The organism is Lichenihabitans sp. PAMC28606, assembly GCF_020616535.1.
GTDB lineage: Bacteria > Pseudomonadota > Alphaproteobacteria > Rhizobiales > Beijerinckiaceae > Lichenihabitans > Lichenihabitans psoromatis.
In genome coordinates this window covers 794,939-820,333 of sequence record NZ_CP085136.1, presented here as the reverse complement: position 1 = coordinate 820,333, position 25,395 = coordinate 794,939, and the positions used below count along the sequence as shown (strand labels likewise).

Annotated in this window: 25 protein-coding genes; 14 read left to right on the top strand and 11 right to left on the bottom strand. The window is 63.1% G+C overall.

Translation table 11 applies throughout. The features are described from left to right. Window positions 1–40: 40 nt before the first annotated feature. From LGH83_RS03845 to LGH83_RS03815, 7 genes are all read right to left on the bottom strand, one after another. A complete protein-coding gene (locus tag LGH83_RS03845) occupies window positions 41–607 on the bottom strand; it encodes an invasion associated locus B family protein (RefSeq protein ID WP_227400682.1) in 567 nt (188 codons plus the stop codon). Between the two features lie 149 nt (window positions 608–756). After that, complete coding sequence (lexA, locus tag LGH83_RS03840; protein ID WP_131117551.1) at window positions 757–1,464, bottom strand: transcriptional repressor LexA; 708 nt, start codon at window positions 1,462–1,464, stop codon at window positions 757–759. A gap of 149 nt (window positions 1,465–1,613) precedes the next feature. Continuing rightward, the gene (glp, locus tag LGH83_RS03835; protein ID WP_227400681.1) at window positions 1,614–2,846 is read right to left on the bottom strand and encodes a gephyrin-like molybdotransferase Glp; all 1,233 of its coding nucleotides are present in this window, start codon (window positions 2,844–2,846) and stop codon (window positions 1,614–1,616) included. Further along, window positions 2,843–3,331 carry a cyclic pyranopterin monophosphate synthase MoaC gene (gene moaC / locus LGH83_RS03830; RefSeq protein WP_227400680.1) on the bottom strand — a complete coding sequence of 163 codons (489 nt, stop codon included), beginning with the start codon at window positions 3,329–3,331 and terminating at the stop codon, window positions 2,843–2,845. Before moaC ends, glp begins: the two co-directional genes overlap by 4 nt. Continuing rightward, window positions 3,328–4,134: an indole-3-glycerol phosphate synthase TrpC gene (gene trpC / locus LGH83_RS03825; protein ID WP_227401724.1), complete on the bottom strand. Its 807-nt coding sequence runs from the start codon at window positions 4,132–4,134 to the stop codon at window positions 3,328–3,330. The genes moaC and trpC overlap by 4 nt, the downstream gene beginning before the upstream one ends. A gap of 10 nt (window positions 4,135–4,144) precedes the next feature. Then, window positions 4,145–5,164, bottom strand: coding sequence for an anthranilate phosphoribosyltransferase (gene trpD / locus LGH83_RS03820; protein WP_227400679.1), 1,020 nt, complete (start codon window positions 5,162–5,164; stop codon window positions 4,145–4,147). Window positions 5,165–5,167: 3 nt separating this feature from the next. Beyond that, window positions 5,168–5,773: an anthranilate synthase component II gene (locus tag LGH83_RS03815; RefSeq protein WP_227400678.1), complete on the bottom strand. Its 606-nt coding sequence runs from the start codon at window positions 5,771–5,773 to the stop codon at window positions 5,168–5,170. Between the two features lie 139 nt (window positions 5,774–5,912). Between LGH83_RS03815 and LGH83_RS03810 the strand changes: the two genes are divergently transcribed. Both LGH83_RS03810 and panB read left to right on the top strand, forming a co-directional pair. Then, the gene (locus LGH83_RS03810) at window positions 5,913–6,224 is read left to right on the top strand and encodes a hypothetical protein (protein ID WP_227400677.1); all 312 of its coding nucleotides are present in this window, start codon (window positions 5,913–5,915) and stop codon (window positions 6,222–6,224) included. Further along, window positions 6,221–7,045 (top strand): 3-methyl-2-oxobutanoate hydroxymethyltransferase, encoded by an 825-nt coding sequence (panB, locus tag LGH83_RS03805; protein WP_227400676.1) that lies wholly within the window; start codon window positions 6,221–6,223, stop codon window positions 7,043–7,045. The genes LGH83_RS03810 and panB overlap by 4 nt, the downstream gene beginning before the upstream one ends. A 33-nt stretch (window positions 7,046–7,078) precedes the next feature. On the opposite strand, the gene LGH83_RS03800 is transcribed toward panB, so the two are convergent. The 3 genes from LGH83_RS03800 to LGH83_RS03790 all read right to left on the bottom strand — a co-directional run bounded on the left by LGH83_RS03800 (window position 7,079) and on the right by LGH83_RS03790 (window position 11,289). Continuing rightward, entirely contained in the window at window positions 7,079–7,693 is a 615-nt protein-coding gene (locus LGH83_RS03800; RefSeq protein WP_227400675.1) for a hypothetical protein, read from the bottom strand. Window positions 7,694–7,870: 177 nt separating this feature from the next. After that, window positions 7,871–9,391 (bottom strand): anthranilate synthase component I, encoded by a 1,521-nt coding sequence (trpE, locus tag LGH83_RS03795; RefSeq protein ID WP_227400674.1) that lies wholly within the window; start codon window positions 9,389–9,391, stop codon window positions 7,871–7,873. Continuing rightward, a complete protein-coding gene (locus LGH83_RS03790) occupies window positions 9,388–11,289 on the bottom strand; it encodes a SurA N-terminal domain-containing protein (protein WP_227400673.1) in 1,902 nt (633 codons plus the stop codon). The genes trpE and LGH83_RS03790 overlap by 4 nt, the downstream gene beginning before the upstream one ends. A 195-nt stretch (window positions 11,290–11,484) precedes the next feature. On the opposite strand from LGH83_RS03790, the gene LGH83_RS03785 reads away from it, so the two are divergent. The 6 genes from LGH83_RS03785 to LGH83_RS03760 all read left to right on the top strand — a co-directional run bounded on the left by LGH83_RS03785 (window position 11,485) and on the right by LGH83_RS03760 (window position 16,940). Beyond that, complete coding sequence (locus LGH83_RS03785; protein WP_227400672.1) at window positions 11,485–12,468, top strand: aldo/keto reductase; 984 nt, start codon at window positions 11,485–11,487, stop codon at window positions 12,466–12,468. Between the two features lie 137 nt (window positions 12,469–12,605). Next, a complete protein-coding gene (yajC, locus tag LGH83_RS03780; protein WP_131117516.1) occupies window positions 12,606–12,950 on the top strand; it encodes a preprotein translocase subunit YajC in 345 nt (114 codons plus the stop codon). Window positions 12,951–13,017: 67 nt separating this feature from the next. Next, on the top strand, window positions 13,018–14,613 hold the full coding sequence (secD, locus tag LGH83_RS03775; protein WP_227400671.1) for a protein translocase subunit SecD: 1,596 nt from the start codon (window positions 13,018–13,020) through the stop codon (window positions 14,611–14,613). A gap of 72 nt (window positions 14,614–14,685) precedes the next feature. Further along, window positions 14,686–15,645, top strand: coding sequence for a protein translocase subunit SecF (gene secF, locus LGH83_RS03770; RefSeq protein WP_227400670.1), 960 nt, complete (start codon window positions 14,686–14,688; stop codon window positions 15,643–15,645). 39 nt (window positions 15,646–15,684) lie between these two features. Next, window positions 15,685–16,071, top strand: coding sequence for an Mth938-like domain-containing protein (locus tag LGH83_RS03765; protein ID WP_227400669.1), 387 nt, complete (start codon window positions 15,685–15,687; stop codon window positions 16,069–16,071). After that, on the top strand, window positions 16,068–16,940 hold the full coding sequence (locus tag LGH83_RS03760; protein WP_227400668.1) for a phytoene/squalene synthase family protein: 873 nt from the start codon (window positions 16,068–16,070) through the stop codon (window positions 16,938–16,940). Before LGH83_RS03765 ends, LGH83_RS03760 begins: the two co-directional genes overlap by 4 nt. A gap of 9 nt (window positions 16,941–16,949) precedes the next feature. Here the strand turns inward: LGH83_RS03760 and sseA are convergent, their stop codons facing one another. Further along, the gene (gene sseA, locus LGH83_RS03755; RefSeq protein WP_227400667.1) at window positions 16,950–17,810 is read right to left on the bottom strand and encodes a 3-mercaptopyruvate sulfurtransferase; all 861 of its coding nucleotides are present in this window, start codon (window positions 17,808–17,810) and stop codon (window positions 16,950–16,952) included. A 113-nt stretch (window positions 17,811–17,923) separates the two neighbouring features. Here sseA and eno point away from each other — a divergent pair, with 113 nt between their 5' ends. The 6 genes from eno (at window position 17,924) to lpdA (ending at window position 25,375) form a co-directional block, all read left to right on the top strand. Next, entirely contained in the window at window positions 17,924–19,213 is a 1,290-nt protein-coding gene (eno, locus tag LGH83_RS03750; protein ID WP_227400666.1) for a phosphopyruvate hydratase, read from the top strand. Window positions 19,214–19,233: 20 nt separating this feature from the next. Then, window positions 19,234–19,671: an FtsB family cell division protein gene (locus LGH83_RS03745; protein ID WP_227400665.1), complete on the top strand. Its 438-nt coding sequence runs from the start codon at window positions 19,234–19,236 to the stop codon at window positions 19,669–19,671. A 205-nt stretch (window positions 19,672–19,876) separates the two neighbouring features. Continuing rightward, the gene (pdhA, locus tag LGH83_RS03740) at window positions 19,877–20,908 is read left to right on the top strand and encodes a pyruvate dehydrogenase (acetyl-transferring) E1 component subunit alpha (RefSeq protein WP_227400664.1); all 1,032 of its coding nucleotides are present in this window, start codon (window positions 19,877–19,879) and stop codon (window positions 20,906–20,908) included. Between the two features lie 23 nt (window positions 20,909–20,931). Beyond that, the gene (locus tag LGH83_RS03735; RefSeq protein WP_227400663.1) at window positions 20,932–22,389 is read left to right on the top strand and encodes a pyruvate dehydrogenase complex E1 component subunit beta; all 1,458 of its coding nucleotides are present in this window, start codon (window positions 20,932–20,934) and stop codon (window positions 22,387–22,389) included. 55 nt (window positions 22,390–22,444) lie between these two features. Continuing rightward, window positions 22,445–23,854 (top strand): pyruvate dehydrogenase complex dihydrolipoamide acetyltransferase, encoded by a 1,410-nt coding sequence (locus tag LGH83_RS03730; protein ID WP_227400662.1) that lies wholly within the window; start codon window positions 22,445–22,447, stop codon window positions 23,852–23,854. A gap of 78 nt (window positions 23,855–23,932) precedes the next feature. Further along, the gene (lpdA, locus tag LGH83_RS03725) at window positions 23,933–25,375 is read left to right on the top strand and encodes a dihydrolipoyl dehydrogenase (protein ID WP_227400661.1); all 1,443 of its coding nucleotides are present in this window, start codon (window positions 23,933–23,935) and stop codon (window positions 25,373–25,375) included. The last annotated feature ends 20 nt before the right edge of the window (window positions 25,376–25,395 follow it).

The following is a 25,395-nucleotide window of genomic DNA, read 5'->3' as shown; positions in this document are numbered from 1 at the left end:
GCTGTTCCGCCGAAGGTCGCGCTTGATCGAGAGGCCGGATTTAAGATTTCGGCAGGGCGTCGAGCGCTTGAGCCAGCCCGCGAAACGAGATCGCCAACGCAATATCCCGGCCTCCAGCATCCTTGAACGTCATCTTCCCAGCATCGGTCGACACGCGCCAAGCCTTGAGGAGATCGTCGCTGACGGGGGTATCGGCGAAACATCCGCCAGCGAGACATCGCCGCCATTGAAGATCGACACGAGCTTTGTCGCCAGCATTGGCAAACGCCACCGTGCTCGGAAACGACACGCTCGGAGGCAGAACGGCGGTGAGGTGCAAGGATCCATCCGGGAGATGACCGACCGCAACCTCCGCGATAGGCGCCGTCTGGTTGGGTAATTGGATGGTCTGAGCGACTTCACAAACGCGCTTGGCCTGATCGCCATCGCCGATGCGCCCACATCGGAGAACCCAGTCGCCGTAGCTTGCCGATGTCGTCGCCGGCTCGGAACTCACGGGTGCGAGTGGTTTCGCGGCCGGGGTCACTGGTTTCTGCTGAGCGGCTGCCTGAGAAACACTCAACACAACGACAATCGGGCCAAAAATCGACAGCAGGCGAGCAGACATGAACAATCCCCGATGACGCGCGCCGCCATAAAACGACGGCCGGTGTCGCGGGCAGCGTTATCGGCTCGATATCACACACACAAGACGTGGATGACCGGTGCGCGGCTCTCTTTTGCGCCCCGCCGGGCCTCGCGATTGCGAGACACTGCTCAGTAGCGGCGGAGAAGGCTGACCAGCTTGCCTTGGATCTTCACGCGGTCTGGGCCGAAGATCCGTGTCTCATAAGCCGGATTGGCGGCCTCGAGCGCGATGGACGCGCCCCGTCGACGGAAGCGCTTCAAGGTCGCCTCTTCGTCGTCGACCAGCGCCACGATGATGTCGCCCGTGTCGGCTGAATCTTGACGGCGGATGATGACCGTGTCGGCATCGAGAATACCGGCCTCGATCATCGAGTCACCACGAACCTCAAGGGCAAAATGCTCACCGGCCGCCAACATGTCCGGCGACACCGTGATGGTCTGGCTGCGCGTCTGGATAGCGGCGATCGGGGTGCCGGCCGCGATACGCCCCATCATCGGTACCGACACGGCCATGACGTCTTCGTGGTTAGATCCGTGCGATCCACGCGGGCGCAGGCGCCCCAGCGTCCCCTCGATCACACTCGGCGAGAACTTCGACGGCTTTGTCTCGGTGGGGGTCGACGAGTCCGAAAGCTTCAACACTTCGATGGCGCGAGCTCGGTTTGGCAGACGACGGATGAACCCGCGTTCCTCGAGCGCCATGATCAAGCGATGGATGCCGGACTTGGATCGCAAATCCAGGGCTTCCTTCATCTCGTCGAAGGAGGGCGGCACGCCCTGCTCCTTCAGCCGTTCGTGAATGAAGCGGAGAAGTTCGTTCTGTTTGCTCGTCAGCATTCGTCACCCTCGGCCGCGATGGCCCGTCAGAGCCTTACGATTCGTCGCCAGACGGTAAAACAAAAAGAGAACGATTGCACGAATGTTCTTGCTGCGTTCATGCTTGGCCCGCTCGCAAACACCAGCCGCAACGCCCTGCACGTGGATCGCTAAAGGTAGCGATCGTGCCGGATGATCATGCAACGATCGCCGGCCCGAGCGGCGGTCGCATGCGGCTCACGAACGATCAGGCATTGTGCGCCCGCCAGTACTTTGAGCATCGATGAATCCTGCAATGTTGCAGGATGAGCGAGCGGCAGATCATCGGCGCGAAGCGCGAGGGTTGCGCGAACATAGTCTTGGCGCCGGTCGTTGGCTGGCAGATCGACCGCGAGACGGGCCGGCTCGGCGATGGAGGCGGCCGCATCGGGGTCCCCGCAGAGCGCGCGGATGAGCGGTCGCACGAAGAGAATGCCGCAAACGATCGACGAGACGGGGTTGCCGGGAAGACCGAGAACCCGCATGGCGCCGAGTTTACCGTGCATCAGCGGTTTGCCGGGCCGCATCGCGACCCGCCAGAAGCCGAGCTTCAGCCCCTCCCGGACCAGCGCGCTCTGCACAAGATCGAGGTCACCGACCGAGGCGCCTCCGAGTGTGATCAGAAGGTCGGCCTGCTGGTCGCTTGCGGCGCGAATGCCGCGACTCAAGGCTTCGAAATTATCACCCGCGATACCGAGATCGATCGGCAATCCACCGGATTGCTCGACGATGGCAGCGAGCGCAAAGGAATTGGACGCGACGATTTGCGAGGGGCCGGGCACCATCCCGGGCGACACCAGTTCGTCACCCGTCGCCAAGATCGCGACGCGTGGACGGCGAGCCACAGGCAGGCTTGCGTGATTCATGGCCGCCGCCAGGGCGAGTTCCGCAGCGCCCAGGCGCCGACCGGCCCGAAGACCCACATCGCCTTCGCTGAAATCGAGGCCCGCGGCCCGAACGTGGCGGCCGATCTGTTCTGCCTGGAGGGCACGCATGGTTGCGCCTTGGAGGCTCGCGTTTTCCTGCATCAGCACCGTATCGGCACCGTCCGGCACGGGAGCGCCGGTGAAGATCCGCACCGCCTCACCGGCCTGGACCGCGCCGTCGAAGCCTCGCCCGGCTTGGCTGGTGCCGATCACGCGGAGATCCACAGGCGCACGTGCAAGATCGGCGGCCCGAACCGCATAGCCATCCATAGCCGAAACCGGGAGCGGCGGCTGCGTACGGCGCGCCAGGAGATCGCGTCGCAGCGTGCGCCCACGCGCCGAGGCCAATGCGACATCTTCTTCGGGCAGGGCTTGCGGGGCGGTCGACAAAATCGCCGCGAGGGCGTCGGCGACGCTGAGCATCGCATCAGCCGTCATGGGGCGTCGGTCCCGGCGCGATAATGGCCGGATTTCCCGCCCGATTTTTCGAGCAGGCGGATCCCCTCGATCCGCATGGCGCGATCGGCCGCCTTCACCATGTCGTAGACCGTGAGGCAGGCGACGCTGACAGCCGTCAGGGCTTCCATTTCGACGCCGGTCTGGCCCGTGACCTTGACGGTCGCGACGACGCGGATCCCCGGCAGAGCCCGATCAGGCGTGAGCACGACCTTCACGGAGGTGATCGGCAAAGGATGACAGAGCGGAATAAGGTCGTGCGTCTTCTTGGCCGCCATGATGCCGGCGATCCGAGCGGTCCCCAGAACGTCGCCCTTTTTGGCGTCGCCGCTGAGCACGAGATCGAGCGTCTCAGGCAGCATGAGGACGAGGCCTTCCGCGATCCCGATCCTCGATGTCTGCACCTTGTCGGAGACATCGACCATGCGAGCATCGCCGCTCGCCTCGATATGGGTCAGGCTGCTCATCTGGCCTCCGCAAGATTGGCCAGCAAAACCTTGGTGGCAGCCTCGACGTCGTCTTGCCGCATCAGGGCTTCGCCGACCAGAAGCGTGGCGATCCCCACCTCCGCCAATCGCTGGCGGTCCGCGACCGAGAAGATGCCGCTCTCGCCCACCGCGATCCGATCATCCGGAATGTGCGGCGCGAGCCGCTCGGCAACCGCGAGCGACACCTCGAATGTGCGGAGATTGCGGTTGTTGACGCCGATCAGCGTCGCATCCAGCCGCAGGGCGCGGTCGAGTTCCGCCTCATCATGAACCTCCGCCAGCACATCCATCCCATAATGGTGGGCGGCCGCGGTCAGGTCTGCCGCGACCTGATCGGACACCGCCGCGAGGATGATCAGAATGCAATCCGCGCCCCAGGCCCGCGCCTCCGCGACCTGATACGGCTCGAACATGAAATCTTTGCGGAGCACCGGCAACGCCACTGCCGATCGTGCAGCCGCGACGAAATCAGGGTGTCCCGAGAAGGACGGGGCGTCCGTCAGAACCGAGAGGCAGGCCGCACCGCCGGCCGCATAGGCACGAGCCAGCGCGGGCGGGTCGAAGTCGGCGCGGATCAGCCCCTTGGACGGGCTCGCCTTCTTGATCTCGGCGATCAGGGCCGTGTGGCCCTGCTTCAGCTTGGCGCGGATCGCCGCAACGAAACCGCGCGGCGCGTCCCCTTCGGCGATCCGGCGCTCGAGCTCGCCCAACGTAACGGCGGCTTTGGCGGCCGCGATCTCGTCGCGCTTGTAGGCTTCAATTTTACGGAGAATATCGGTGATGATCGTGATCCTAGATCAGGCTGTTGGAGAGGGTCACCAAACTGTCGAGGCGCGCGCGAGCCGCGCCGCTCTCGAGAGCCTGGGTGGCCAGGGCCGCGCCGGACATCAACGTTTCGGCTTTGCCGGCCACCACCAAGGTCGCGGCCGCATTCAACACCGCGATGTCGCGATAGGGGTTACGCGCACCATCGAGAACGCCCCGCAGAGCGGCTGCGTTATGGGCCGGGTCGCCGCCGCGAAGATCTGCCGTCGTGGCGCGGCTCAGACCCGCTTGCTCCGGCATCACGGTAAAGCGCCGGAACGCCCCATCGATGAGTTCGACGACCGTGCTCGGCCCCGTCGTCGTCAATTCGTCGAGCCCGTCGGACCCATGCACGACCCAAAGCCGGTCGCTGCCGAGGCGCTGCAAGACGTCGGCGAGCGGCTCCAACCACGCGGCGGAGAACACGCCGAGCAACTGACGTTTGACGCCGGCGGGGTTCGATAGCGGGCCGAGCAGGTTGAAAATGGTGCGAGTGCCAAGTTCGGACCTCGCCGCGCCCACATGGCGCATCGCGGCATGATGCGTTTGCGCCATCATGAAACCGACGCCCGCCTCGTTGATACAACGCGAGACCAACGCTGCCGAGATGCCGATTTTGACGCCGAGCGCCGTCAGCACGTCGCTGGAGCCAGAACGCGACGACGCGGCGCGATTGCCGTGTTTGGCGACCGGAACGCCGCAACCGGCCACGATCAGGGCCGCAAGCGTCGAGACGTTATAGGTGCCCGCTCCGTCGCCGCCGGTGCCGACGACGTCGACGGCATTGTCGGGCGCCGACACGGCCAGCATCTTGGATCGCATGGCCGTGACGGCGCCCGTGATCTCATCGACCGTCTCGCCTCTGACGCGGAGCGCCATCAGGAAGGCGCCGATCTGCGCCGGCGTGACCTCGCCCGAGAGCATATCGTTGAAGGCCGTTTCGGCTTCGGGGCGCGTCAAGGTCGCTCCCGTCGCGACCTTGCCAAGCAGGGGCTTGAACTGATCCATGCCCTACCGTCCGGCCTGGCTTTGGCGGTTCCAGCCGACCGCGAGATCCAGAAAGTTTTTCAAGATGAGATGCCCGTGCTCGGAATGGAAACTCTCGGGATGAAACTGCACGCCGTGCACCGGATGGTCCCGATGCGATAGGCCCATGATGACCCCGTCGCCAGTCTCGGCCGTCACGGTCAAGTCGCCCGGCAGCGTGTCACGATCGACGATCAGCGAGTGATATCGCGTGGCACGAAACGGACCATTGATGCCGCGAAAGATCGTCCGACCCGTGTGATGGATGTCGGAGACCTTCCCATGCATCGGCGAGGCGGCACGCGTGACCGCAGCCCCATAGGCATCACCGATCGCCTGATGGCCGAGACATACGCCGAGAATGGGCGTGGTGGCGCCCGCTTCCTTGATCAGATCGATGCAGACCCCCGCCTCACGCGGCGAGCAGGGGCCGGGCGACAGAACGATGGCATCCGGCTTGCCGTTCATCACGTCCGCAACACCGACCTCGTCGTTGCGCCACACCGTCACGGTCGCGCCGAGTCCACCGAGGTAGTGAAACAGGTTCCAGGTAAAGCTGTCGTAATTGTCGATAAGCGTGACGTTTTGCACCGGACATGTCCGAACCAGAGAATAAGACGTTAAGTGAAACGCCGGCACGCGGAGGTCAAGCGACACCGCAGGATGCCGACCGTCATCTTGCAGTCGCCGGGCCACCGGGAGACAAGACGATCATGGAGTGGAGGACGTCATGACAGGTCCGGAATTCGAAACCACGCTGGCGTCCGATCGCCCGCCGCACGGATTGACGGCCCCGCTGTTGGCCTTGTGGTGGGACCGGAAAGGCGATTGGGATGCGGCGCATCGCTGCGTCGCCGATGATGAAAGCCCTGCGGCCGCATGGGTCCATGCCTATCTTCACCGGCGCGAGGGTGATGCCAGCAATGCGGCTTATTGGTATGCCCGCGCCGATAAGCCGATCGATCGCGGCCCGCTTGCCGAAGAGGCAGCCGCAATCCGCGATCAGTTGCTGCGACCCGCGCCGCAAGGAGAGCAGGCGTGAGCGCGCCAACCCGATCGAGGCGGATCAGCCCGCGTCAGATCGGCGAGCGGAAGGGCGCGACGCCGATCGTGGCGCTGACGGCTTATTCGACGCCGATCGCTCGCCTTCTCGATGCTCATTGCGATCTGATCCTCGTCGGCGACTCGCTCGGGATGGTGCTCTACGGCATGCCGACGACGCTGGGCGTCACGCTCGACATGATGATCAATCACGGGCTTGCGGTGATGCGCGGAACGGAACGTGCCTGTGTCGTGGTCGACCTGCCTTTCGGCAGCTATGGGGCGTCGCCCGAGCAAGCGTTTGGAAGCGCAGCCCGCATCATGGCCGAAAGCGGCTGCTCCGCCGTGAAGCTCGAAGGCGGCGCGGAAATGGGCGCAACGATCGCGTTCCTGGTCCAACGTGGCATCCCGGTCATGGCGCATATCGGCCTCATGCCGCAATCGGTGAATACGCTGGGGGGGTTCCGGGTGCAGGGTAGGGGCGAGCAGGAAGGTCGTAAGCTTCTCGACGACGCTCTTGCGGTACAGCAGGCCGGCGCTTTCGCGGTCGTGATCGAGGGGACGGTCGAGCCTCTGGCGCGGACGATCACACAAAAGGTGAGCATTCCGACGATCGGCATCGGGGCATCGGTCGCCTGCGATGGCCAGATCTTGGTGACGGATGATCTCGTCGGCATGTTTGCCGATTTCACGCCGAAATTCGTCAAACGCTACGCGGAAGCTGGTGAAACCATCGATGCGGCAGTGGCGGCCTACGCGGCGGATGTGCGCTCACGCGCCTTTCCAGGAGACGAGCAGACGTTCACCCAGGTAAAAAGCTGACGCAAACCCTTCGGCTCGCATCAGGATTTAACGTCAGTTGTCGATGTCGAACGGGTTCGAGGGCTCCGAGCCTGGCGCTGCAGGCGGATGGCCGCGCTCGGTATCGTCGTCTTCCGGGTCGTGATCGGTCACGTAGCGGAAGGCATAGCTCGGGCCGAACGCAAGGTTTGACGGTACGCCATTATAGCCCGTGTAGGTGTTGAAGGAGCCGCCGTAGTTCGGATTGTCATACCCGACCTCCGAATCGTTATCGAAGCCGAAGCCGCCGAGCCCATCGATCCCGTAGCCATAGATCCCGCTCGTCGCGCGTCGGATGAACTGGTTGCGAGCCTCTTTCCGGACCTCCTGCCGCTCCTGGAAGTTGAGCGGACGGCCCGGCAGCTTGAAGCCGCCTGGCGCGTAGATCTCATTCGGTCCAACCTGAACCACAGGTCCATTGTTGGCTTGGCCGAGACTGCCGAAGCTGTGGCGACGGCGTGGGTTGATGGTCAACGGCCGATCACCGTCGGACACGTCGGTGATTGCTGCTGTCCGGCGATGCCGGGCTGAATGGTGGGTCGTGTCCTGCGCTTGCGCGGTAGGCAGGCCGACGTCGACCACGCCGACCAGGACCGCCAGCGCGATGCCCCATTTGACTTGAGTATTCACCGAAACCTCTTTCACAGAACCGAACCCACTCTGTGCCGCATAGCGTTCACTGTGGTCTTGACGGTTCATACCCTGCTGCAACGCTTAAGGTCCCTCTTCTGTTCGGTTGAGGTTCCGCATTTGGACGGCAGGGTGAATGAACCGCAGCAGCCGCTTTCGGCTCGAGAAGGTTCCGAGTCACTGCCCTCGCTTGGCCGAGGTCGCGAAACGGACGGCTTCCTCAGCGGCGCGCACGAGGGCGCGGGCCTTGTTGGCGCATTCGGCATCTTCGGACGCGGGGTCCGAGTCGTAGACGATGCCGGCGCCCGCTTGGACGTGCATGACGCCATCCTTGATGACGCTGGTGCGCAGGACGATGCACGTATCCATCTCACCGCCGGCGCCGAAATAGCCGATGCAGCCACCATAGATGCCGCGCTTTTCCAGCTCGAGTTCGTCGATGATCTCCATCGCGCGCACCTTGGGAGCACCCGAGACGGTACCGGCCGGGAAGCCTGCGGCGAGCGCGTCGATATTGTCGAACCGCTCACCAAGCCGGCCCACGACGTTGGAGACGATATGCATCACATGGCTGTAGCGTTCGATGCCGAAGCTTTCGGTGACGGTAACGCTCCCGATCTCGGAGACACGTCCCACATCGTTGCGCCCAAGATCGAGCAACATCAGATGTTCGGAACGCTCTTTCGGGTCGGCCAAGAGTTCTGCCTCCAAAGCACGATCCTGCTCGGCCGTCTCACCGCGCCGCCGGGTCCCGGCGATCGGTCGGATCGTGACGTCGCCGTCGCGAACCCGGACCAGAATTTCCGGGCTCGAGCAGCAGATCTGGAAGCCGCCAAAATCGAGATAAGACAGGAACGGCGCCGGATTGACACGACGCAGCGCCCGATAGAGCGCGAACGGCGGAAGCGCGAACGGCGCGGAATAGCGCTGGCTGAGGACGACTTGGAACACGTCGCCCGCGACGATGTAATCCTTCGCGGTCGCGACCATGTCGAGAAACGCGGCCGTGCCGGTGTTCGAAACCGGCTCGCTGGCCTCGACAAGCGGATCGACGGGCTGCGCCACAACCGCGAGCGGGCCTTCCAGGATGGCCACGATCGCGTCGAGCCGGTCGATGGCTGAGGCATGGGCGGTCGCGGCTGACACACCCGGCTTCGGGCGCACGGGGGTCACGACCGAGATCTCGTCTTTGACGGCGTCGAACACCACCATGACGGTGGGCCGGATCATGATGGCGTCGGGCACGCCGATCGGGTCGGGCTTGGCCGGGGCAAGCCGCTCCATGTGGCGCACCATGTCGTAGCCAAGATAGCCGAACACCCCGGCCGCCATCGGGGGTAGGCCCTCGACATGCGGGATGCCCGACTCGGCCAACAACGCTCGCAATGCAGCGAGCGGCTTGCCGGGGCAGGGCTGATAATGGCTGTTGTCCGACAGAGCGTCACGGTCGATCTCGGAGCTTTCACCCGTGCAGCGCCAGATGACATCGGGGTCTAGCCCGATCATCGAATAACGGCCGCGTGTCATGCCGCCTTCGACCGATTCGAGGAGGAAAATGTTCCCCTCGCGCCCCTGCGACAGCTTCAGGAAAGCCGAGACCGGCGTCTCGAGATCGGCGACCAGCACGGACCGGATCAGCGTCGGCCGGCCCGCGTCATAATCCGTCGAGAAAGCGTCGAACGCTTGCGTCGTCGTCATGAGTCGCTGCCGATCGCGGCGCGATAGGCCGTCGGATTGATGCGGACGCCGATCTTGCCCTGAACTTGGGTGAGATAGGAGGCAAGCATGTCCTCGGCGAGCCAGGATTGGTACTGCGCGTCCATCTGCTTGGTCTGCGGCGACTCCGCGTCGAGCGGGGGCACGACGCTCCCGAGGATCTTGAACACGATGCGCGTATCGCCTTCTCCCGCCGCCGAGGCGGCCCGACCGACCGGCTCGTTGAACACCTGTGCGACTGTGCTGGCATCGAGGCCAGTGCCACCTTGGCGGCGCACGTCGGCGACATGTTGCACCGGAAGGCCGAGCGTCTTGGCCACGGCCTCGATCGAGGTGCCGCCGTCGATCTCCTTGACCAGCGCATCGGCCTTGGCGCTGAGCGCTTTTGCGGTTTCGTCGCGACGCCATGCAGCCTCGACCTTCGTCTTGACCTCGTCGAAGCTCTGCGCGCGAGCGGGCTCGATCGCCGCCACCTCGTAGAAGATCTGGCCGCCGTCCGGAGTCCGGACGACATCGTTGTCGACGCCGACGTCGGACGCGAAGGCGGCTTTCAGGACGGCGGCGACATCGGGAATATCGGCGATCGGCTTGCCGTCCTTGTCGCGTCCGGCCGCGTCGACCGGCTCCGTCGTGCGGGCCGACAGCCCCGCGGCCTTGGCGGCATCGACGAGGCTCTGGCCCGACGCGCGCGCGTCCTCGACCTTGTCGTGTAGGGCGCGAATGTTTTCGGTCGCGCGGCTGGCCGCGATCTCGCTGCGCAGCGCGGGCGCGACCTCGGCGAGCGGACGAACCGTGGCCGGATCGATAGCCGTGACCTCGACGATCGCGGCCCCGAAGGCATTCTTGATCGGATCGCTGACCCCGTTGAGCGGCAAGGCAAAAGCCGCATCAGCCACGGCCTTGTCGAACAGACTGGCTTTGGTGACCCGGCCGAGATCGAGATCTTTGTCGCTGAGCTTCCGCTCCGTCGCGATATCGGCAAAGCTCTTGCCGGACTTGATGGCTTGGGCGGCCGCGACCGCCTCCGCCTCGGACGGGAATACGATTTGGCGCAACGTCCGATATTCGGGCGTGGCGTATCGAGCATCCTTGACGCTGTCATAGAGCTTGGCGACATCGGCATCCGACACGTCGTCTGGCTTGGCCAGAGCGGCTGGGGTCAGCGGCAGCAGGACGAGCTTGCGATATTCCGGGGCCCGGAATGTTTGGGCGCGGTCGTCGAAGAACTTTTTCAGCGTTGCATCGTCGGGAGGCGGGATCGTCCCTGCCACCGCACTCGGCAGCACGATCGAGTCGATGCTGCGCGTTTCGGCATCGAAACGGTGCAGCGTTTCAACCGCCGCGACGGGGGTCTTGATGCTCCCGACGAGACCTTGCACGAGCTCCTGCCGGAGGTAGACGTTGCGCTGCTCGCGCACGAACATCTGCTCGGTCATGTCGTTGTCGCGAAGAATGGCGTTGAATTGATTGCGGTCGAACTGTCCGCTGGCGCCCTTGAAGGTCGGGTCGGAGACAATCGCCTTGGCGATCTGATCGTCCGAGATCGACAGGCCCATGGTCGAGGTCTGATTATCGAGCACGGCTTCCGACACGAGACGCGAGAGCACCTGCGTATCGATGCCATATTGATGCGCCTGGGCGTTGGTGATCTGCCGCCGAGCGCGCTGCTGCAATTGCTGCAACTCGTTCTGATACGCTTGACGGAAGGCCTCCACCGTGACGCTGGCGGTTCCCACGCTGGCGATCTGGTTGGCATTAAAGCCAGTGAACACAGGGCCGATTCCCCAGATCACGAAGCTCACCATGATCAGGCCCATGATGACCGCAACGACGGCTTTGCCCGCCGTCGTGTTCTGGATGGCGCGCAGGCTCTCAAGCATATGTGGTCTCGTTCAACGGATCATCGATGGAATGGCGCCTGGGCCAAGTGGCCCGCTCTGGGCCGGCGCGGCGCACTATAGGGAGCGTGTCCCGCCCGCGCAACGCGAAGCGATGGTGCGGCGACGGGGACTTGTCGGGGTTGCCGGCCTGGGCCAAGTCTTGCGCCATATCCCTTTTCGAGAGGTGGATCAGCAATGCATTACTTGAACCTCGGCGGCACCGGTCTCCAAGTGTCGCGGCTTTGTCTCGGCTGCATGACCTATGGCGAGCCGGATCGCGGCCCGCATCCCTGGACGTTGCCCGAAGCAGAGAGCCGGCCCTTTCTCAAGCGGGCGCTCGACGCCGGGATCACATTTTTCGATACAGCGAACGTCTATTCGGCCGGGTCGAGCGAGGAGATCGTCGGGAAGGCGCTGCTCGACTATGTGCCGCGCCACGAGATCGTGCTGGCCACCAAGGTCAACGGCCCGATGCGGAAGGACGCCAACGGGCGCGGGCTATCGCGCAAGGCCATCATGGCCGAAATCGACGCAAGCCTTAAGCGGCTCGGCACCGACTTCGTCGACCTCTACCAGATCCATCGGTTCGATCCGCATACGCCGATCGAAGAAACGCTGGAGGCGCTGCACGATGTCGTGAAGGCCGGAAAGGCACTCTATATCGGTGCCTCGTCGATGCATGCGTGGCAGTTCGCCAAAGCGCTTTACCTCGCCGACCTGCATGGATGGACGCGCTTCGTCTCGATGCAGAACCACTACAATCTCATCTATCGAGAGGAGGAGCGCGAGATGATGGGCCTCTGCATCGAGGAAGGCATCGGCGTCATTCCCTGGAGCCCGCTTGCTCGCGGCAAGCTGACCCGCCCTTGGGAGGACCAACCAACCACTAAGCGGGCCGAGACGGATGAGTTCGGCAAGACGCTTTATGCGAGTGACGCCTCCGACAAAGCCGTCGTGGCCGCCACGGCCGAGGTCGCGGCTGCGCGCGGCGTACCGCAGGCGCAGGTGGCCCTTGCCTGGTTGTTGGCGCAGCCGGGCGTGACCGCTCCGATCATCGGCGCCTCGAAGCCGCATCACCTCGACGATGCCGTGGCGGCCCTGGCGATCGACTTATCGTCCGAGGAGGTCGCCAAATTGGAGGCTGCTTACACGCCTCATGCGGTCGCCGGATTCGAGTAAAACCGTCAAACCGGCGCGGCCGATTCAAGCGGCCGGTCGGTTCCAAGCCGCCATTGCAATCGCATTGGCGGCTTGTATAGTCCGCGCCGCTCGCACCACCCGGGCACATCCCGGCCGAGCTTTGGAGTCTGCCCGCTTTGTTTACGCCCGCATTTGCACAAACGCCCGGCATGTCCGGTGGCGGAATGGACCTCGTTCTTCAGATGGCCCCCTTCGCGGTCATCCTCGTGATCATGTATTTTCTGATCCTCCGCCCTCAGCAAAAGCGCGCCAAGGATCACCGCGATCTCGTCAGCAACGTGCGCCGCGGCGACACCGTTGTCACGACGGGCGGCCTCATCGGCAAGGTCACCAAGGCGACCGAGCCGGCCGAGATCGAACTCGAGATCGCCGTCAACGTGCGGGTTCGCCTATTGCGGACGATGATTTCCGAGGTGCGCGCCAAGGGCGAGCCAGTCAAGGACGTCCCGGTCAAGGCCTGACCGCTCCTTCGTTTCGTCGCGTGACCTGAGCCAAAGGCACGCGCCTCAAGAGTGTTGAAGCAAGCCCATGATGCGTTTTGCCACCTGGAAGATCTTGTCGATCCTCGCAGGGACATTGATCGCCATCCTTCTGGTGATCCCGAGCTTGCTTTCGCCCGATCTGCGCGAAGACGTTCTCAAACATAGCCCCTCCTGGTTGCCGGCGCGCGCGATCGTGCTGGGGCTCGATCTTCAGGGCGGCGCGCATGTGCTTCTCGAAGTCGACGCCAATGCCGTGACCAAGACGCAGGTCGAAAACTTGCGCGACGATGTGCGGCGGCTGTTGCGCGAGCAGAATGTTCGCCTCACCGGCGGCGTCGGCATGCAGAGCCGCGGGGTGCAGTTGCGCGTGCCGGACGCAGCCGAGCGCGACAAGCTGTTGCCCAAGCTCCAAGCGTTGGCTGCCCCGATCGGTGCGAGCCTGACGGGCGCCGTCTCCAGCTTTACGATCAACCAGGGCAGTGACGGACTGATCCAACTGACCCTTTCGGATGCAGGGATCAACGACCGGGTCCGGCGTGCGGTCGATCAGTCGATCGAAGTTCTGAGACGTCGCGTCGATGCCCTCGGCACGACCGAGCCGAACATCCAGCGGGTCGGCGACGACCGGATTCTGGTCGAAGTTCCGGGCCTGCAGGACACGCAGCGCTTGAAGGATATTCTTGGGACGACCGCAAAGCTCGAGTTTCGCCTCGTCGCCGATCCCGGCGCCAACCCGGCCGATATCGAGGACCTGCCGAACTACAAGTCCGACAGTCCGGGGACGACGCCGGTGCAGCGTCAGATCATGGTTCAGGGCGAGGATCTCACCGATGCGTCCCCCGGATTCGAGCAGCAGACCGGGCAGCCTGTCGTGAATTTCCGCTTCAATCTTCGCGGTGGCCAACAATTCGGTCAGGTCACCTCCGAAAATGTTGGCAAGCGGTTCGCCATCGTGCTCGACGGCAAGGTCGTCTCGGCTCCGGTGATCCGTGGCGCTATTCCCGGCGGCTCGGGCCAGATTTCCGGCGGCTTCACGGTCGAGGAGGCCAACAACCTCGCGGTGCTGCTTCGCGCCGGCGCGCTACCGGCGAAACTGACCGTGGTTGAGGAACGCACCGTCGGTCCCGGCCTCGGGCAGGATTCGATCAACGCCGGCAAAACCGCTTTCTATGTCGCGGCCGCTCTCGTCCTCACCTACATGATCACGACATACGGTATCTTTGGCATCTTCGCCGATATCGCCTTGGCGGTTCACATCCTGCTGATCTTCGCCGCCATGGTGTTGCTCGGCGCCACCCTCACGCTGCCCGGTATCGCGGGGATCGTGCTGACGATCGGCCTCGCGGTGGATGCCAACGTGCTGATCTACGAGCGGATCAGGGAGGAAAATCACGCCGGGCGCTCGATCATCTCGTCGCTGGACTCAGGCTTCAAGCGGGCTTTCGCAACCATCGTCGATTCGAACGTCACGATGTTCGTGGCGGCGCTGATCCTGTATCTCTTCGGATCAGGTCCGGTGCGGGGCTTCGCGGTTTCGCTCGGGCTCGGGATCCTGACTTCGATCGTGACGGCCGTTACCATGACGCGCATGATGATTGCGCTCTGGTATCGGGCCAAGCGACCGACCAAACTGCCGATCTGACGCGCTTCACTTGTCGTTCTGTCGATCCTGGCCGGTGGCTTCGATCGATCGGCGCTTAGGACAATCCACCGTATGAAACTTCTTCGTCTGGCCCCCGAGAACACTAAATTCGGGTTCATGCGCTTCCGGCGCTGGAGCTATCCGTTCTCGGCTTTCATGTCGATCGTGTCGGTCGTAATGTTCATCATGGTCGGGGTGAATTTCGGCATCGATTTTGCGGGTGGCACGTTGCTCGAACTTCGTGCGAAATTCGGTACGGCGGATCTCTCGACGTTGCGCCGTGTCGGCGACAATCTTGGCCTTGGTCACCTGGAAGTGCAGGGCTTTGGCCAGCCGTCCGACGTCACGCTGCGGGTCGGCCTCCAACCCGGCGGCGATCCGGCTCAACAGGCCGCCGTCGCCAAACTCAAGAGCGCGATCGGCGATGGCTACGAGTTTCGACGCGTCGAGGTCGTCGGACCGCGGGTCTCGGGCGAATTGGTCCAATCGGGGACGCTCGGCGTCGTCGTCTCGATCTTCGCCGTCCTGGTCTATCTGGCGTTCCGGTTCGAGTGGCAATTTGCGGTCGGCGCCGTCATCGCGACGATGCACGATCTTTTGCTCACAGTCGGCTTCTTCTCGGTCACGCATCTCGAATTCAACACGACGTCCATCGCCGCGATTCTAACGATCGTCGGCTACTCGCTGAACGAAGCCGTGGTGGTGCTCGACCGCATCCGGGAAGTCATGAAGAAATACAAGCGGATCTCGACAGCCGACATGATCGACATGTCGATCAACGCTGTGCTGCCGCGGACCATCATGACGGCCACGACCGTGTTCCTGGCGTTGTTGGCGCTGGTGTTCTTCGGCGGTGAGGTCATCAAATCGTTCTCGCTCGCCATGATGTGGGGCATTTTCGTCGGGACCTATTCGTCGATCTTCATCTGCTCGCCGATCCTGATCTACCTTGGCGTCCGCAACGAAACGCGGGATGCTCCGGTTAATGAGCCGAAACAGAAACCCGTGCAGACCACGAAGGCCACCGCCTGATCGATCCTGGCTCGATCGTGCTCTGAGGACCGAGGCACAATGGCTGGCGAACTTCACGATGGCTTCGTCCCCGGCAATCATCTGATCGATGCTTACGGCAACGGCGGGTTCCGCTTTGCCAGCATGTCCCACAAGGGCTCGATCATCGTAATGTCGTCGGGGATCTACGCGTGGACCGCCGACAGCCCGGCCGATATCCTGCCCGGAACGCTCGGTCCGCTCTTCGACGCTCCGAAGGGCAGCATCGAATTTCTGCTCGTCGGAACCGGGACCGAGCTTGTTCCGCTGCCGGACGCCTTGCGCCAGCGGCTGAAACAGGCCGGCATCCGATCCGACCCGATGTCGACCGGTGCCGCGGCGCGGACGTATAATATTCTGATCGCCGAAGGGCGTTTGGTCGCGGCCGCGCTTCTAGCCGTCGCATGAGCCACATTCCCCCATCAGCCGCGGCCGCGCTTGCCGAACATTACGTTCATTGCGAAGCCCATGTCCGAGCGGGCGATCGCGACTTCTGGCTTGCGATGCTGTTCGCGCCGGCTGCGAAGCGTCCGCATCTTTACGCTGTCCGGGCATTCCTGCTCGAGATCGCGCAGGTGCGCGAACGCGTCACGGAACCATTGGCTGGGGAATTGCGGCTGCAATGGTGGCGCGACGCGATCGAAGGCGAAGCCCGGGGCGACGTCGCGTCGCATCCGGTGGCGGCGGCATTGCTCGATACGATCCAAACTTGCCGCCTTCCGCGCGAGGTGCTGACTGACCTGATCGAGGCGCATCGTTTCGATCTCTACGACGATCCCATGTCGACGCTGCACGATTGGGAGAGTTATTGCGAGCAGACGGCGGCGGGGCCGATCCAGGTGTTGGCCATCATCCTGACCGGCAAGCAGGAGCCGGGCGGCATCGGCGCCGCCTCCCATGCCGGCGTTGCGCTTAGCGTCATCGGGCAACTCGCCGACCTTTCGCGACACCGCACGCCGGTCTATTTGCCGGCTGATCTTTTGGCGCGTCACAAGCTCAAGCCCGCCGACATCGAAGCCGGTCACGCGACCAGGCAGATTGAGCAAATGCTTGCCGACATGCGCGGCATCGCACGGTTGCATCTCGACGCCTTGCGGAATCAAGCATCGACCATCGAGCCGGCCGCCTTGCCGGCTTACCTGCTGACCAGTCTGGTCGAGCCGACCCTACGCCTCAGCGAGCGCAAGGGACGGGACCCGTTCACCGAGCCTCTGCTGCTCCCGCGCTGGAAGCGGCAGTGGATCATGTGGCGGGCTAGCCGACGCAACGCTCTCTGAGTGCTCCGCTTAGCGGCCGGTCAGCACCGGTAAGTCGTCTCGCGCTCCCCATTCGGCCCAGGAGGCGTCGTAGATACGCGTCCCGTCGTGGCCTGCCGATTCGAGCGCCAAGGCGACGATCGCAGCCGACAGGCCCGATCCGCACGTGGCGATGACCGGTTCGGACGGTTCGACGCCGGTCTCGTCGAAGAGATCCTGCAGCACCTCGGGAGGCTGAAGCCGGCCATTCACGACCAGTTTGTCGAACGGGAGATTGCTGCTGCCCGGCATGTGGCCGGATCGCAGGCCGGGGCGCGGCTCGCTCACTTCGGCCCGGAAGCGCTCGCCCGGGCGTGCGTCGACCACGAGAGCCGAGCCATCGTCGAGTGCGGCGCGGACATCCGCCAAGGTCGCGACAGCTTTCGGATCGAGCACAGCATTGAAGGTGGCGGCGGGCTTCGGGCTGCTTTCACCCGCAACGAGGGGACGGTTCTCCGCTTTCCATTGCGGCAGGCCACCCTCGAGAAGCGAGACAGCCTTGGCCCCGAAGGTCCTGAACGTCCAACGCACGCGCGGCGCCGAGAAGAGGCCCGATCCGTCATACACGACGATGTGGTGCTGATCGGAAATCCCGAGAGCGCTAACCGCAGCCGTGAACATGTCGAGGGTCGGCAGCATGTGGGGCAGGCCGGTCGAATGGTCCGCGATCGCATCCACGTCGAAGAAGACGGCGCCAGGGATATGCGCCGCATTATATTCAGCGCGCGGGTTCCTGTTCAGGGTCGGCAGATACCAGGATCCGTCGACGACGATCACGGTCGGGTCGTCGAGGTGCTCGGCCAGCCAGGCCGTGGTGACGAAGGGCGATGAGGGAGCGGAGAGGATCGGCATGGCGAACTCGCATCAGATAAGACGGGACGTGCTTTTCTCTATCAGCTTCCCAAGGCTTTTGGCTTGGCCTAGAAGGCGGGTGTTGCAAACTCCACGAGCTCAAGAGGCCCCGCATGACCGCGATCGTCGATATTCTCGCCCGTGAGATCATGGATAGTCGAGGCAATCCGACGATCGAAGTCGATGTGATCCTCGAATCGGGCGTTCACGCCCGGGCCGCTGTTCCGTCGGGAGCCTCGACCGGCGCGCATGAAGCCGTCGAGTTGCGGGATGGCGACAAGAGCCGGTTCGGTGGCAAAGGCGTGCTGAAGGCCGTGGCTGGTGTGCAGACTATTTTTGAAGCCATCGCCGGCATCCCGGTCGAGGAGCAGGTGCGGATCGATCAAGCCATGATCGAGCTCGACGGCACGCCCAACAAGGCGAAGCTCGGCGCCAATGCGATCCTCGGCGTGTCGCTTGCAGTCGCCAAGGCGGCCGCCGAAGAACTCGGCCTGCCGTTGTTCCGCTATGTCGGCGGCACCCAGGCGCATGTCCTGCCGGTTCCGATGATGAATATCGTCAATGGCGGCGCCCACGCCGACAACCCGATCGACTTTCAGGAATTCATGATCCTGCCGGTCGGCGCGCCGAGCCTGAAAGAGGCCGTGCGCTGGGGCTCTGAAGTGTTTCACACGCTGAAGTCCGCACTGAAGAAGGCCGGTCAGAACACCAACGTCGGTGACGAAGGCGGTTTTGCGCCGAACCTGCCATCGGCGGAAGCTGCGCTCGACTTCTGCATGGACGCGATCCGACAAGCCGGCTTCAAGCCGGGCGACGATATGGTGCTCGGGCTCGACTGCGCCGTGACCGATTGGTTCAAGGACGGCCAGTATCATTATGAAGGGGAGGGCAAGGTCCGCTCGATTCAGGAGCAGGCCGAATATCTCGCCAAGCTTGCGACCGACTATCCGATTGCCTCGATCGAAGATGGCATGTCGGAGGACGATTGGGAGGGTTGGAAGATCCTGACCGATCTCATCGGCTCGAAATGCCAACTCGTGGGTGACGACCTCTTCGTGACCAACACATCGCGCATCGCACGTGGCATCAAGGATGGCGTCGCCAATTCGTTGCTGGTGAAGGTCAACCAGATCGGGACGTTGACCGAAACCCTCGCGGCGGTCGAAATGGCGCAGCGCGCCGGCTACACGGCGGTCATGTCCCATCGGTCCGGCGAGACGGAGGATTCGACGATTGCGGATCTCGCGGTCGCGACCAATTGCGGACAGATCAAGACCGGCTCTCTCGCGCGGTCGGACAGATTGGCCAAGTATAATCAGTTGATCCGCATCGAGGAAATGCTCGGCAGCCAGGCGAAATACGCTGGTCGCAATGCCCTCAAGGCACTCGCCAAGCTCGGCTGAGCGAACCACGATAGACCATCGTGACGGGGCGGGCATTATGGCTCGCCCTTTTTGCGTTTCAGGGGAATGTGACCCGTGCGACTCGTAGGCGGATTAAAGCTTTTTCAACCCTGCTGGCGCAGGCTCGAATCATGGTCGTTCGCACGCGTCTCCGCGCCATTCTCTATCCCGTTCTGCTCTACGCTCTCTCTGGCGTCGCAGCATCGTATTTCATCTATACGGCCGTGAATGGCGAGCGTGGCTTGAAAACGAAGGCGGAATACAAAGTCCAGATTGCTGCATTGCGAGATAATCTGACTCAGTTGAAGACCGAGCGAACGCTTTGGGAGCATCGCATAACACTTATGCGTTCGGAGGCCGTCGATCGTGACCTCTTAGAAGAGCAAGCGCGACTCAAGCTCGATTTCGTCGATCCCCGTGATCTTGTTGTGTTTTCGAAAGTCTCCGCAAAACCCTGACCCGCGTCTACGACAGACCTGATCTGCGCGCAGCGCTATGGTGCAGTGCGGCATAGGCAAAGTCGCTTTGTTTTTGCAAAATCAAAGGCTTATTCGGCGCGAATGCGGCGTGGCGCCCCTCGCTTTTGGCCGAATGCTCCGCTAGTTTCCCTGCGAGTTTATAGAGGCCCGGTCTGCCCAGGCCGATGGTTCGCAAGGATCGTTCATGTCCCTCGCCGCACAATCGCCTCGTCCAGAGGTCAACGCGTCCAAACCCGCCCCGTCGTCGAACCTCGCCGTCTTTACGAAGGACGAGGAGCTGGCGGCCTACGACAAGATGCTGATGATCCGCCGCTTCGAAGAGAAGGCAGGCCAGCTCTATGGCATGGGGATGATCGGCGGCTTCTGCCATCTCTACATTGGCCAGGAAGCGATTGTGGTCGGCATGAAGATGGCGTCCAAGGACAACGACAAAGTCATTACCGGCTATCGCGACCATGGCCATATGCTGGCCTGCGACATGGATCCGAAGGGTGTGATGGCGGAGCTGACCGGTCGCCGCGGAGGATATTCCCGCGGCAAGGGCGGCTCGATGCACATGTTCTCCAAGGAAAAGCATTTCTACGGCGGCCACGGTATCGTCGGGGCGCAGGTGTCGCTCGGGACCGGCCTCGCCTTCGCCAACGCGTATCGGGGCGATGGGTCCGTCACGATGGCTTATTTCGGGGATGGCGCCGCCAACCAGGGGCAGGTCTACGAGAGCTTCAACATGGCTGAGCTGTGGAAGCTGCCGATCGTCTATGTGATCGAGAACAACCGTTATGCGATGGGCACCTCTGTCGCCCGCTCGTCGGCACAGACCGATTTTTCCCGTCGCGGCGTGTCATTCAATATCCCTGGCGACAAAGTGGATGGGATGGACGTGCGGGCCGTGAAGGCAGCCGGTGAGCGGGCGCTGGAGTGGTGCCGCTCCGGCAATGGTCCGATGATCCTCGAAATGGAGACCTACCGCTATCGCGGCCATTCGATGTCCGATCCGGCCAAGTATCGGTCGCGCGAGGAAGTGCAGAAGATGCGCGACGAGCAGGACCCGATCGAGCAGGTTCGCCAGCGCTTGATCGACCAGCACGGCGTCAAGGAAGATGAACTCAAGGAGATCGACGCCAAGGTGCGAGCGATCGTCAATGAGGCTTCGGATTTCGCCCAGCACGACCCCGAGCCCGACGCGTCCGAACTTTGGACCGACATTCTTCTCTGACGCACGGCCTATAGGAAGCACTGATGGCAACGAATGTGTTGATGCCGGCGCTGTCGCCCACGATGGAGCAGGGCAAGCTGGCCAAATGGGTCAAGAAGGTCGGCGACAAGGTGAAGTCCGGCGATATTCTGGCCGAGATCGAAACCGACAAAGCCACGATGGAGGTCGAGGCCGTCGACGAGGGGACGCTGAGCGCCATCCTGATCGATGAGGGGACCGAGAATGTGGCGGTCAACACCCCGATCGGGGTGATCGTCGCTGAAGGCGAGGCGGCGGACGCGATGCCGACGGCGAGCGTCAAGGCGCCGACCGAGTCGACGGATCAGGGCGGCGGCGCGGCCAACGGTAACGTGCCCGCATCCGAGAAGCCGGATGTCGCAGCGAAATCCGACGAGCGGGCTCTCGCGACGTCGAAGCTGAACGGCGCTGCCCACACCGCCGATCACGCTATGGATGGCGGCGCGGCCGATGAGGCGCCCGAGGTGCCGGAGGGCACCAAATTCGTCCAGATCACAGTGCGTGAAGCCCTGCGTGACGCGATGGCCGAAGAAATGCGGCGTGACGGCAATGTGTTCATCATGGGTGAAGAGGTCGCCGAATATCAGGGCGCCTATAAGGTAACCCAGGGACTGTTGCAGGAATTTGGCGCCAAGCGCGTCGTCGATACGCCGATCACGGAACATGGCTTTGCGGGGATTGGCGTCGGCGCCGCGATGGCGGGGCTGCGCCCCATCATCGAGTTCATGACGTTCAACTTCGCCATGCAGGCGATTGACCAGATCATCAATTCGGCCGCCAAGACGCTGTATATGTCGGGTGGGCAAATGGGGTCACCGATCGTGTTCCGCGGTCCCAACGGAGCCGCCGCGCGCGTCGGGGCACAGCATAGCCAGGATTTTACCGCCTGGTATTCGAGCGTGCCGGGGCTGAAGGTCGTGGCACCCTATTCGGCCGCGGACGCAAAGGGTTTGCTGAAGAGCGCGATCCGCGACCCCAACCCGATCGTGTTTTTGGAAAATGAGATCCTGTACGGGCAGTCGTTCGACGTGCCGGATCTCGAGGACTTCACCGTGCCGATCGGCAAGGCGCGTGTCGCCCGCAAGGGTAAGCATGTCACCATCGTGTCGTGGTCGATCGGCATGAGCTACGCCTTGAAGGCGGCTGACGAACTCGCCAAAGACGGTATCGAAGCCGAGGTCATCGATCTCCGAACGATCCGACCGATGGATACGGCGACGATCCTGGCGTCCGTCAAAAAGACGGGCCGCTGCGTCACGGTCGAAGAAGGTTGGGCGCAATCGGGTGTCGGCGCCGAGATCAGTGCGCGTGTCATGGAAGGCGCGTTCGACTATTTAGACGCTCCCGTCATGCGTGTATCCGGCAAGGATGTTCCGATGCCTTATGCCGCCAACCTCGAGAGACTGGCTTTGCCCAGCATTGCCGAAGTGGTGCAAGCCGCAAAGGCCGTGACCTACCGCTGACGCCGCGTGGTTCGGTTCGTCGATCCTGCTCTGATTTGATTTCGTCGAGGCGCATATGCCCACCAACATTCTGATGCCGGCCCTGTCTCCGACCATGGAGAAGGGAAATCTGTCGAAGTGGCTCAAGAAGGAAGGCGATACGATTAAATCCGGTGACGTGATCGCCGAAATCGAAACCGACAAGGCCACCATGGAGGTCGAGGCGGTCGACGAAGGCACGCTCGCAAAGATCGTGGTGCCGGAAGGCACGGCGGACGTCGATGTCAACGCCGTCATTGGAGTGATCGCGGCCGAAGGCGAGGATGTGAAGACCATCGCGAGCCAGTCAATCGACGCCGCTCCCGCTGCCGAGGCGGCACCCGAAGATGCGCCTCAAACGAAGGCCGAGCCTGCGACCGTCGAGCAGGGTGCCGCGATCTCCGCGCCGCAGGGTCTGCGCGGCGAGCGCGAGCCTGCGAATGTTCCGGTGGCCTCAAAAGGTGAGGAAGCTGCGGCCCGTGACGCCGTCGATTTGGGCGCGCGAATTTTCGCCTCGCCGCTTGCCCGACGGATCGCCAAGGATGGCAATCTCGATTTGTCCCAAGTGAACGGGTCGGGCCCGCATGGTCGGATTGTCGAACGGGACGTGAAAGCCGCGCTGGCGTCGCCGCGCCCGGTCGTGGCCACACAAGCAAAAGCCGCGGCGCCGGCTCCCGTTCAAGCGCCGGGGCCGAAGCCTGCCGCCACGTCGGACGAGACCATCAAGAAGATGTATCCGGCCGGCTCGTTCGAGGAGGTGCCGCACGATTCGATGCGGAAAACCATCGCGCGTCGTCTTGTCGAGGCCAAAACGACGATCCCGCATTTCTATCTGTCGGTCGACTGCGATCTCGATGCGCTGATGGCGCTGCGCGAGCAGATCAATGCGGCTGCGCAGAAGGATAAGGATGGCAAGCCCGCCTACAAGGTTTCGGTCAACGACTTTGTGATCAAGGCTCTGGCGCTCGCCTTGATCCGCGTGCCGGACGCCAACGTGACTTGGACCGAAGCCGCGATGCTGAAGCACAAGACCGCGGATATCGGCGTCGCGGTTTCGATCCCCGGCGGCTTGATCACGCCCGTGATCCGCGCTGCCGAGACGAAGACGCTGTCGACGATCTCGAACGAGATGAAAGACTATGCCGCGCGGGCGCGTAACCGCAAACTGAAGCCCGAGGAATATCAGGGCGGCACCTCCGCAGTGTCTAATCTCGGCATGTTCGGCATCAAGAATTTTGCCGCGATCGTCAACCCGCCTCATGCCTCGATCCTGGCGGTCGGTGCCGGGGAGAAGCGTGTCGTGGTCAAGAATGGTGCGCCAGCCGTCGCGACCGTCATGACCGTAACGCTGTCGACCGACCACAGGGCGGTCGATGGCGCGCTAGGGGCTGAATTGATCTCGGCCTTCCGAACCTTGATCGAGAACCCGATGGGAATGCTGGTCTGACCTGCATTGCACGGTCTGCAACGCCGCCGTGCAGGATCCCATGTTCCGTCTCAACGTGATTGAATTGAGTTCTCTCCCATGGCTGACACCTACGACATCATCGTGATCGGCGCTGGACCCGGCGGCTATGTGGCCGCCATCCGGGCCGCACAGCTCGGCTTCAAGACGGCTGTGGTGGACCGCGAACATCTTGGCGGCATCTGCCTCAATTGGGGCTGTATACCCACCAAGGCGCTCCTTCGCTCGGCTGAAATCTACCACAATATGACGCATGCGGATGCTTACGGCCTGAGCGCCACCGGCGTTGGCTTCGATCTTGGCAAGGTGGTGGGACGCTCACGGAGCGTGTCGCAGCAACTCGTCAACGGCATCGGCTTCTTGATGAAGAAGAACAAGATCGACGTGATCTGGGGTGAAGCCAAGATCACCAAGGTTGGCGAGATCGCGGTCGTGCCGGCCACCAAGTCGGCCATGGGAAAACCGCCCGTGCCGGCGCCCAAGGGCGCCAAAGGTCCCGGCACCTATCAGGCCAAGCACATCATTGTGGCAACGGGGGCGCGGCCGCGCGCCTTGCCGGGCATCGAGCCCGACGGCAAGCTGATTCAGACCTATTTCGAGGCGATGGTGCCGCAGGCCATGCCGAAGTCGCTTTTGGTCATGGGGTCTGGCGCGATCGGCATCGAATTCGCCTATTTTTACCGCACCATGGGGGCCGAGGTTACGGTCGTCGAGGTGTTGCCGCAGATCCTCCCTGTCGAAGATGCGGAAATCGCCGCTTTCGCGCGGAAGCGGTTCGAGAAGGCCGGCATCAAAATCTTGACCGGCGCCAAGGTGACCGGGGTCAAGAAGGGTGAAAACGACATCACGGCCACGATCGACGACGGGAAAGGTGGCACGCTGACCATCACGGCTGATCGTATGATCTCGGCGGTCGGCGTGGTCGGCAACAGCGAGAATCTCGGGCTCGAGGCGCTTGGCGTAACGATCGACCGGGGCATCATTGCGACCGACGGCTTCGGCCGCACGGGTGTCGATGGCATCTATGCGATCGGCGATGTCGTGGGTGCGCCGATGTTGGCCCACAAGGCCGAGCACGAAGCTGTGATCTGCGTCGAGACCATCAAGGGCATGCACACGCATGCGCTCGATCGGGCCATGATCCCGGGTTGCACCTACTGCCTGCCGCAGATTGCCTCCGTCGGGTTGACCGAAGCCAAGGCCAAGGAGGCCGGTTTCGACTTGAAGGTGGGACGTTTCCCGTTCGTCGGGAACGGCAAGGCGATCGCTCTCGGCGAGCCCGAGGGGATGGTCAAGACGATCTTCGACGCCAAGACGGGGCAGTTGCTGGGGGCCCATATGGTCGGGGCTGAAGTCACCGAACTGATACAGGGTTTTGTGGTCGCCATGAACCTCGAGACGACGGAGGAGGACCTCATCAATGCGGTGTTCCCGCACCCGACCTTGTCCGAAACCATGCACGAGAGCGTTCTGGACGCCTATGGGCGTGTCATCCACACGTAAGAGCCGCGTTGGCAGGGATC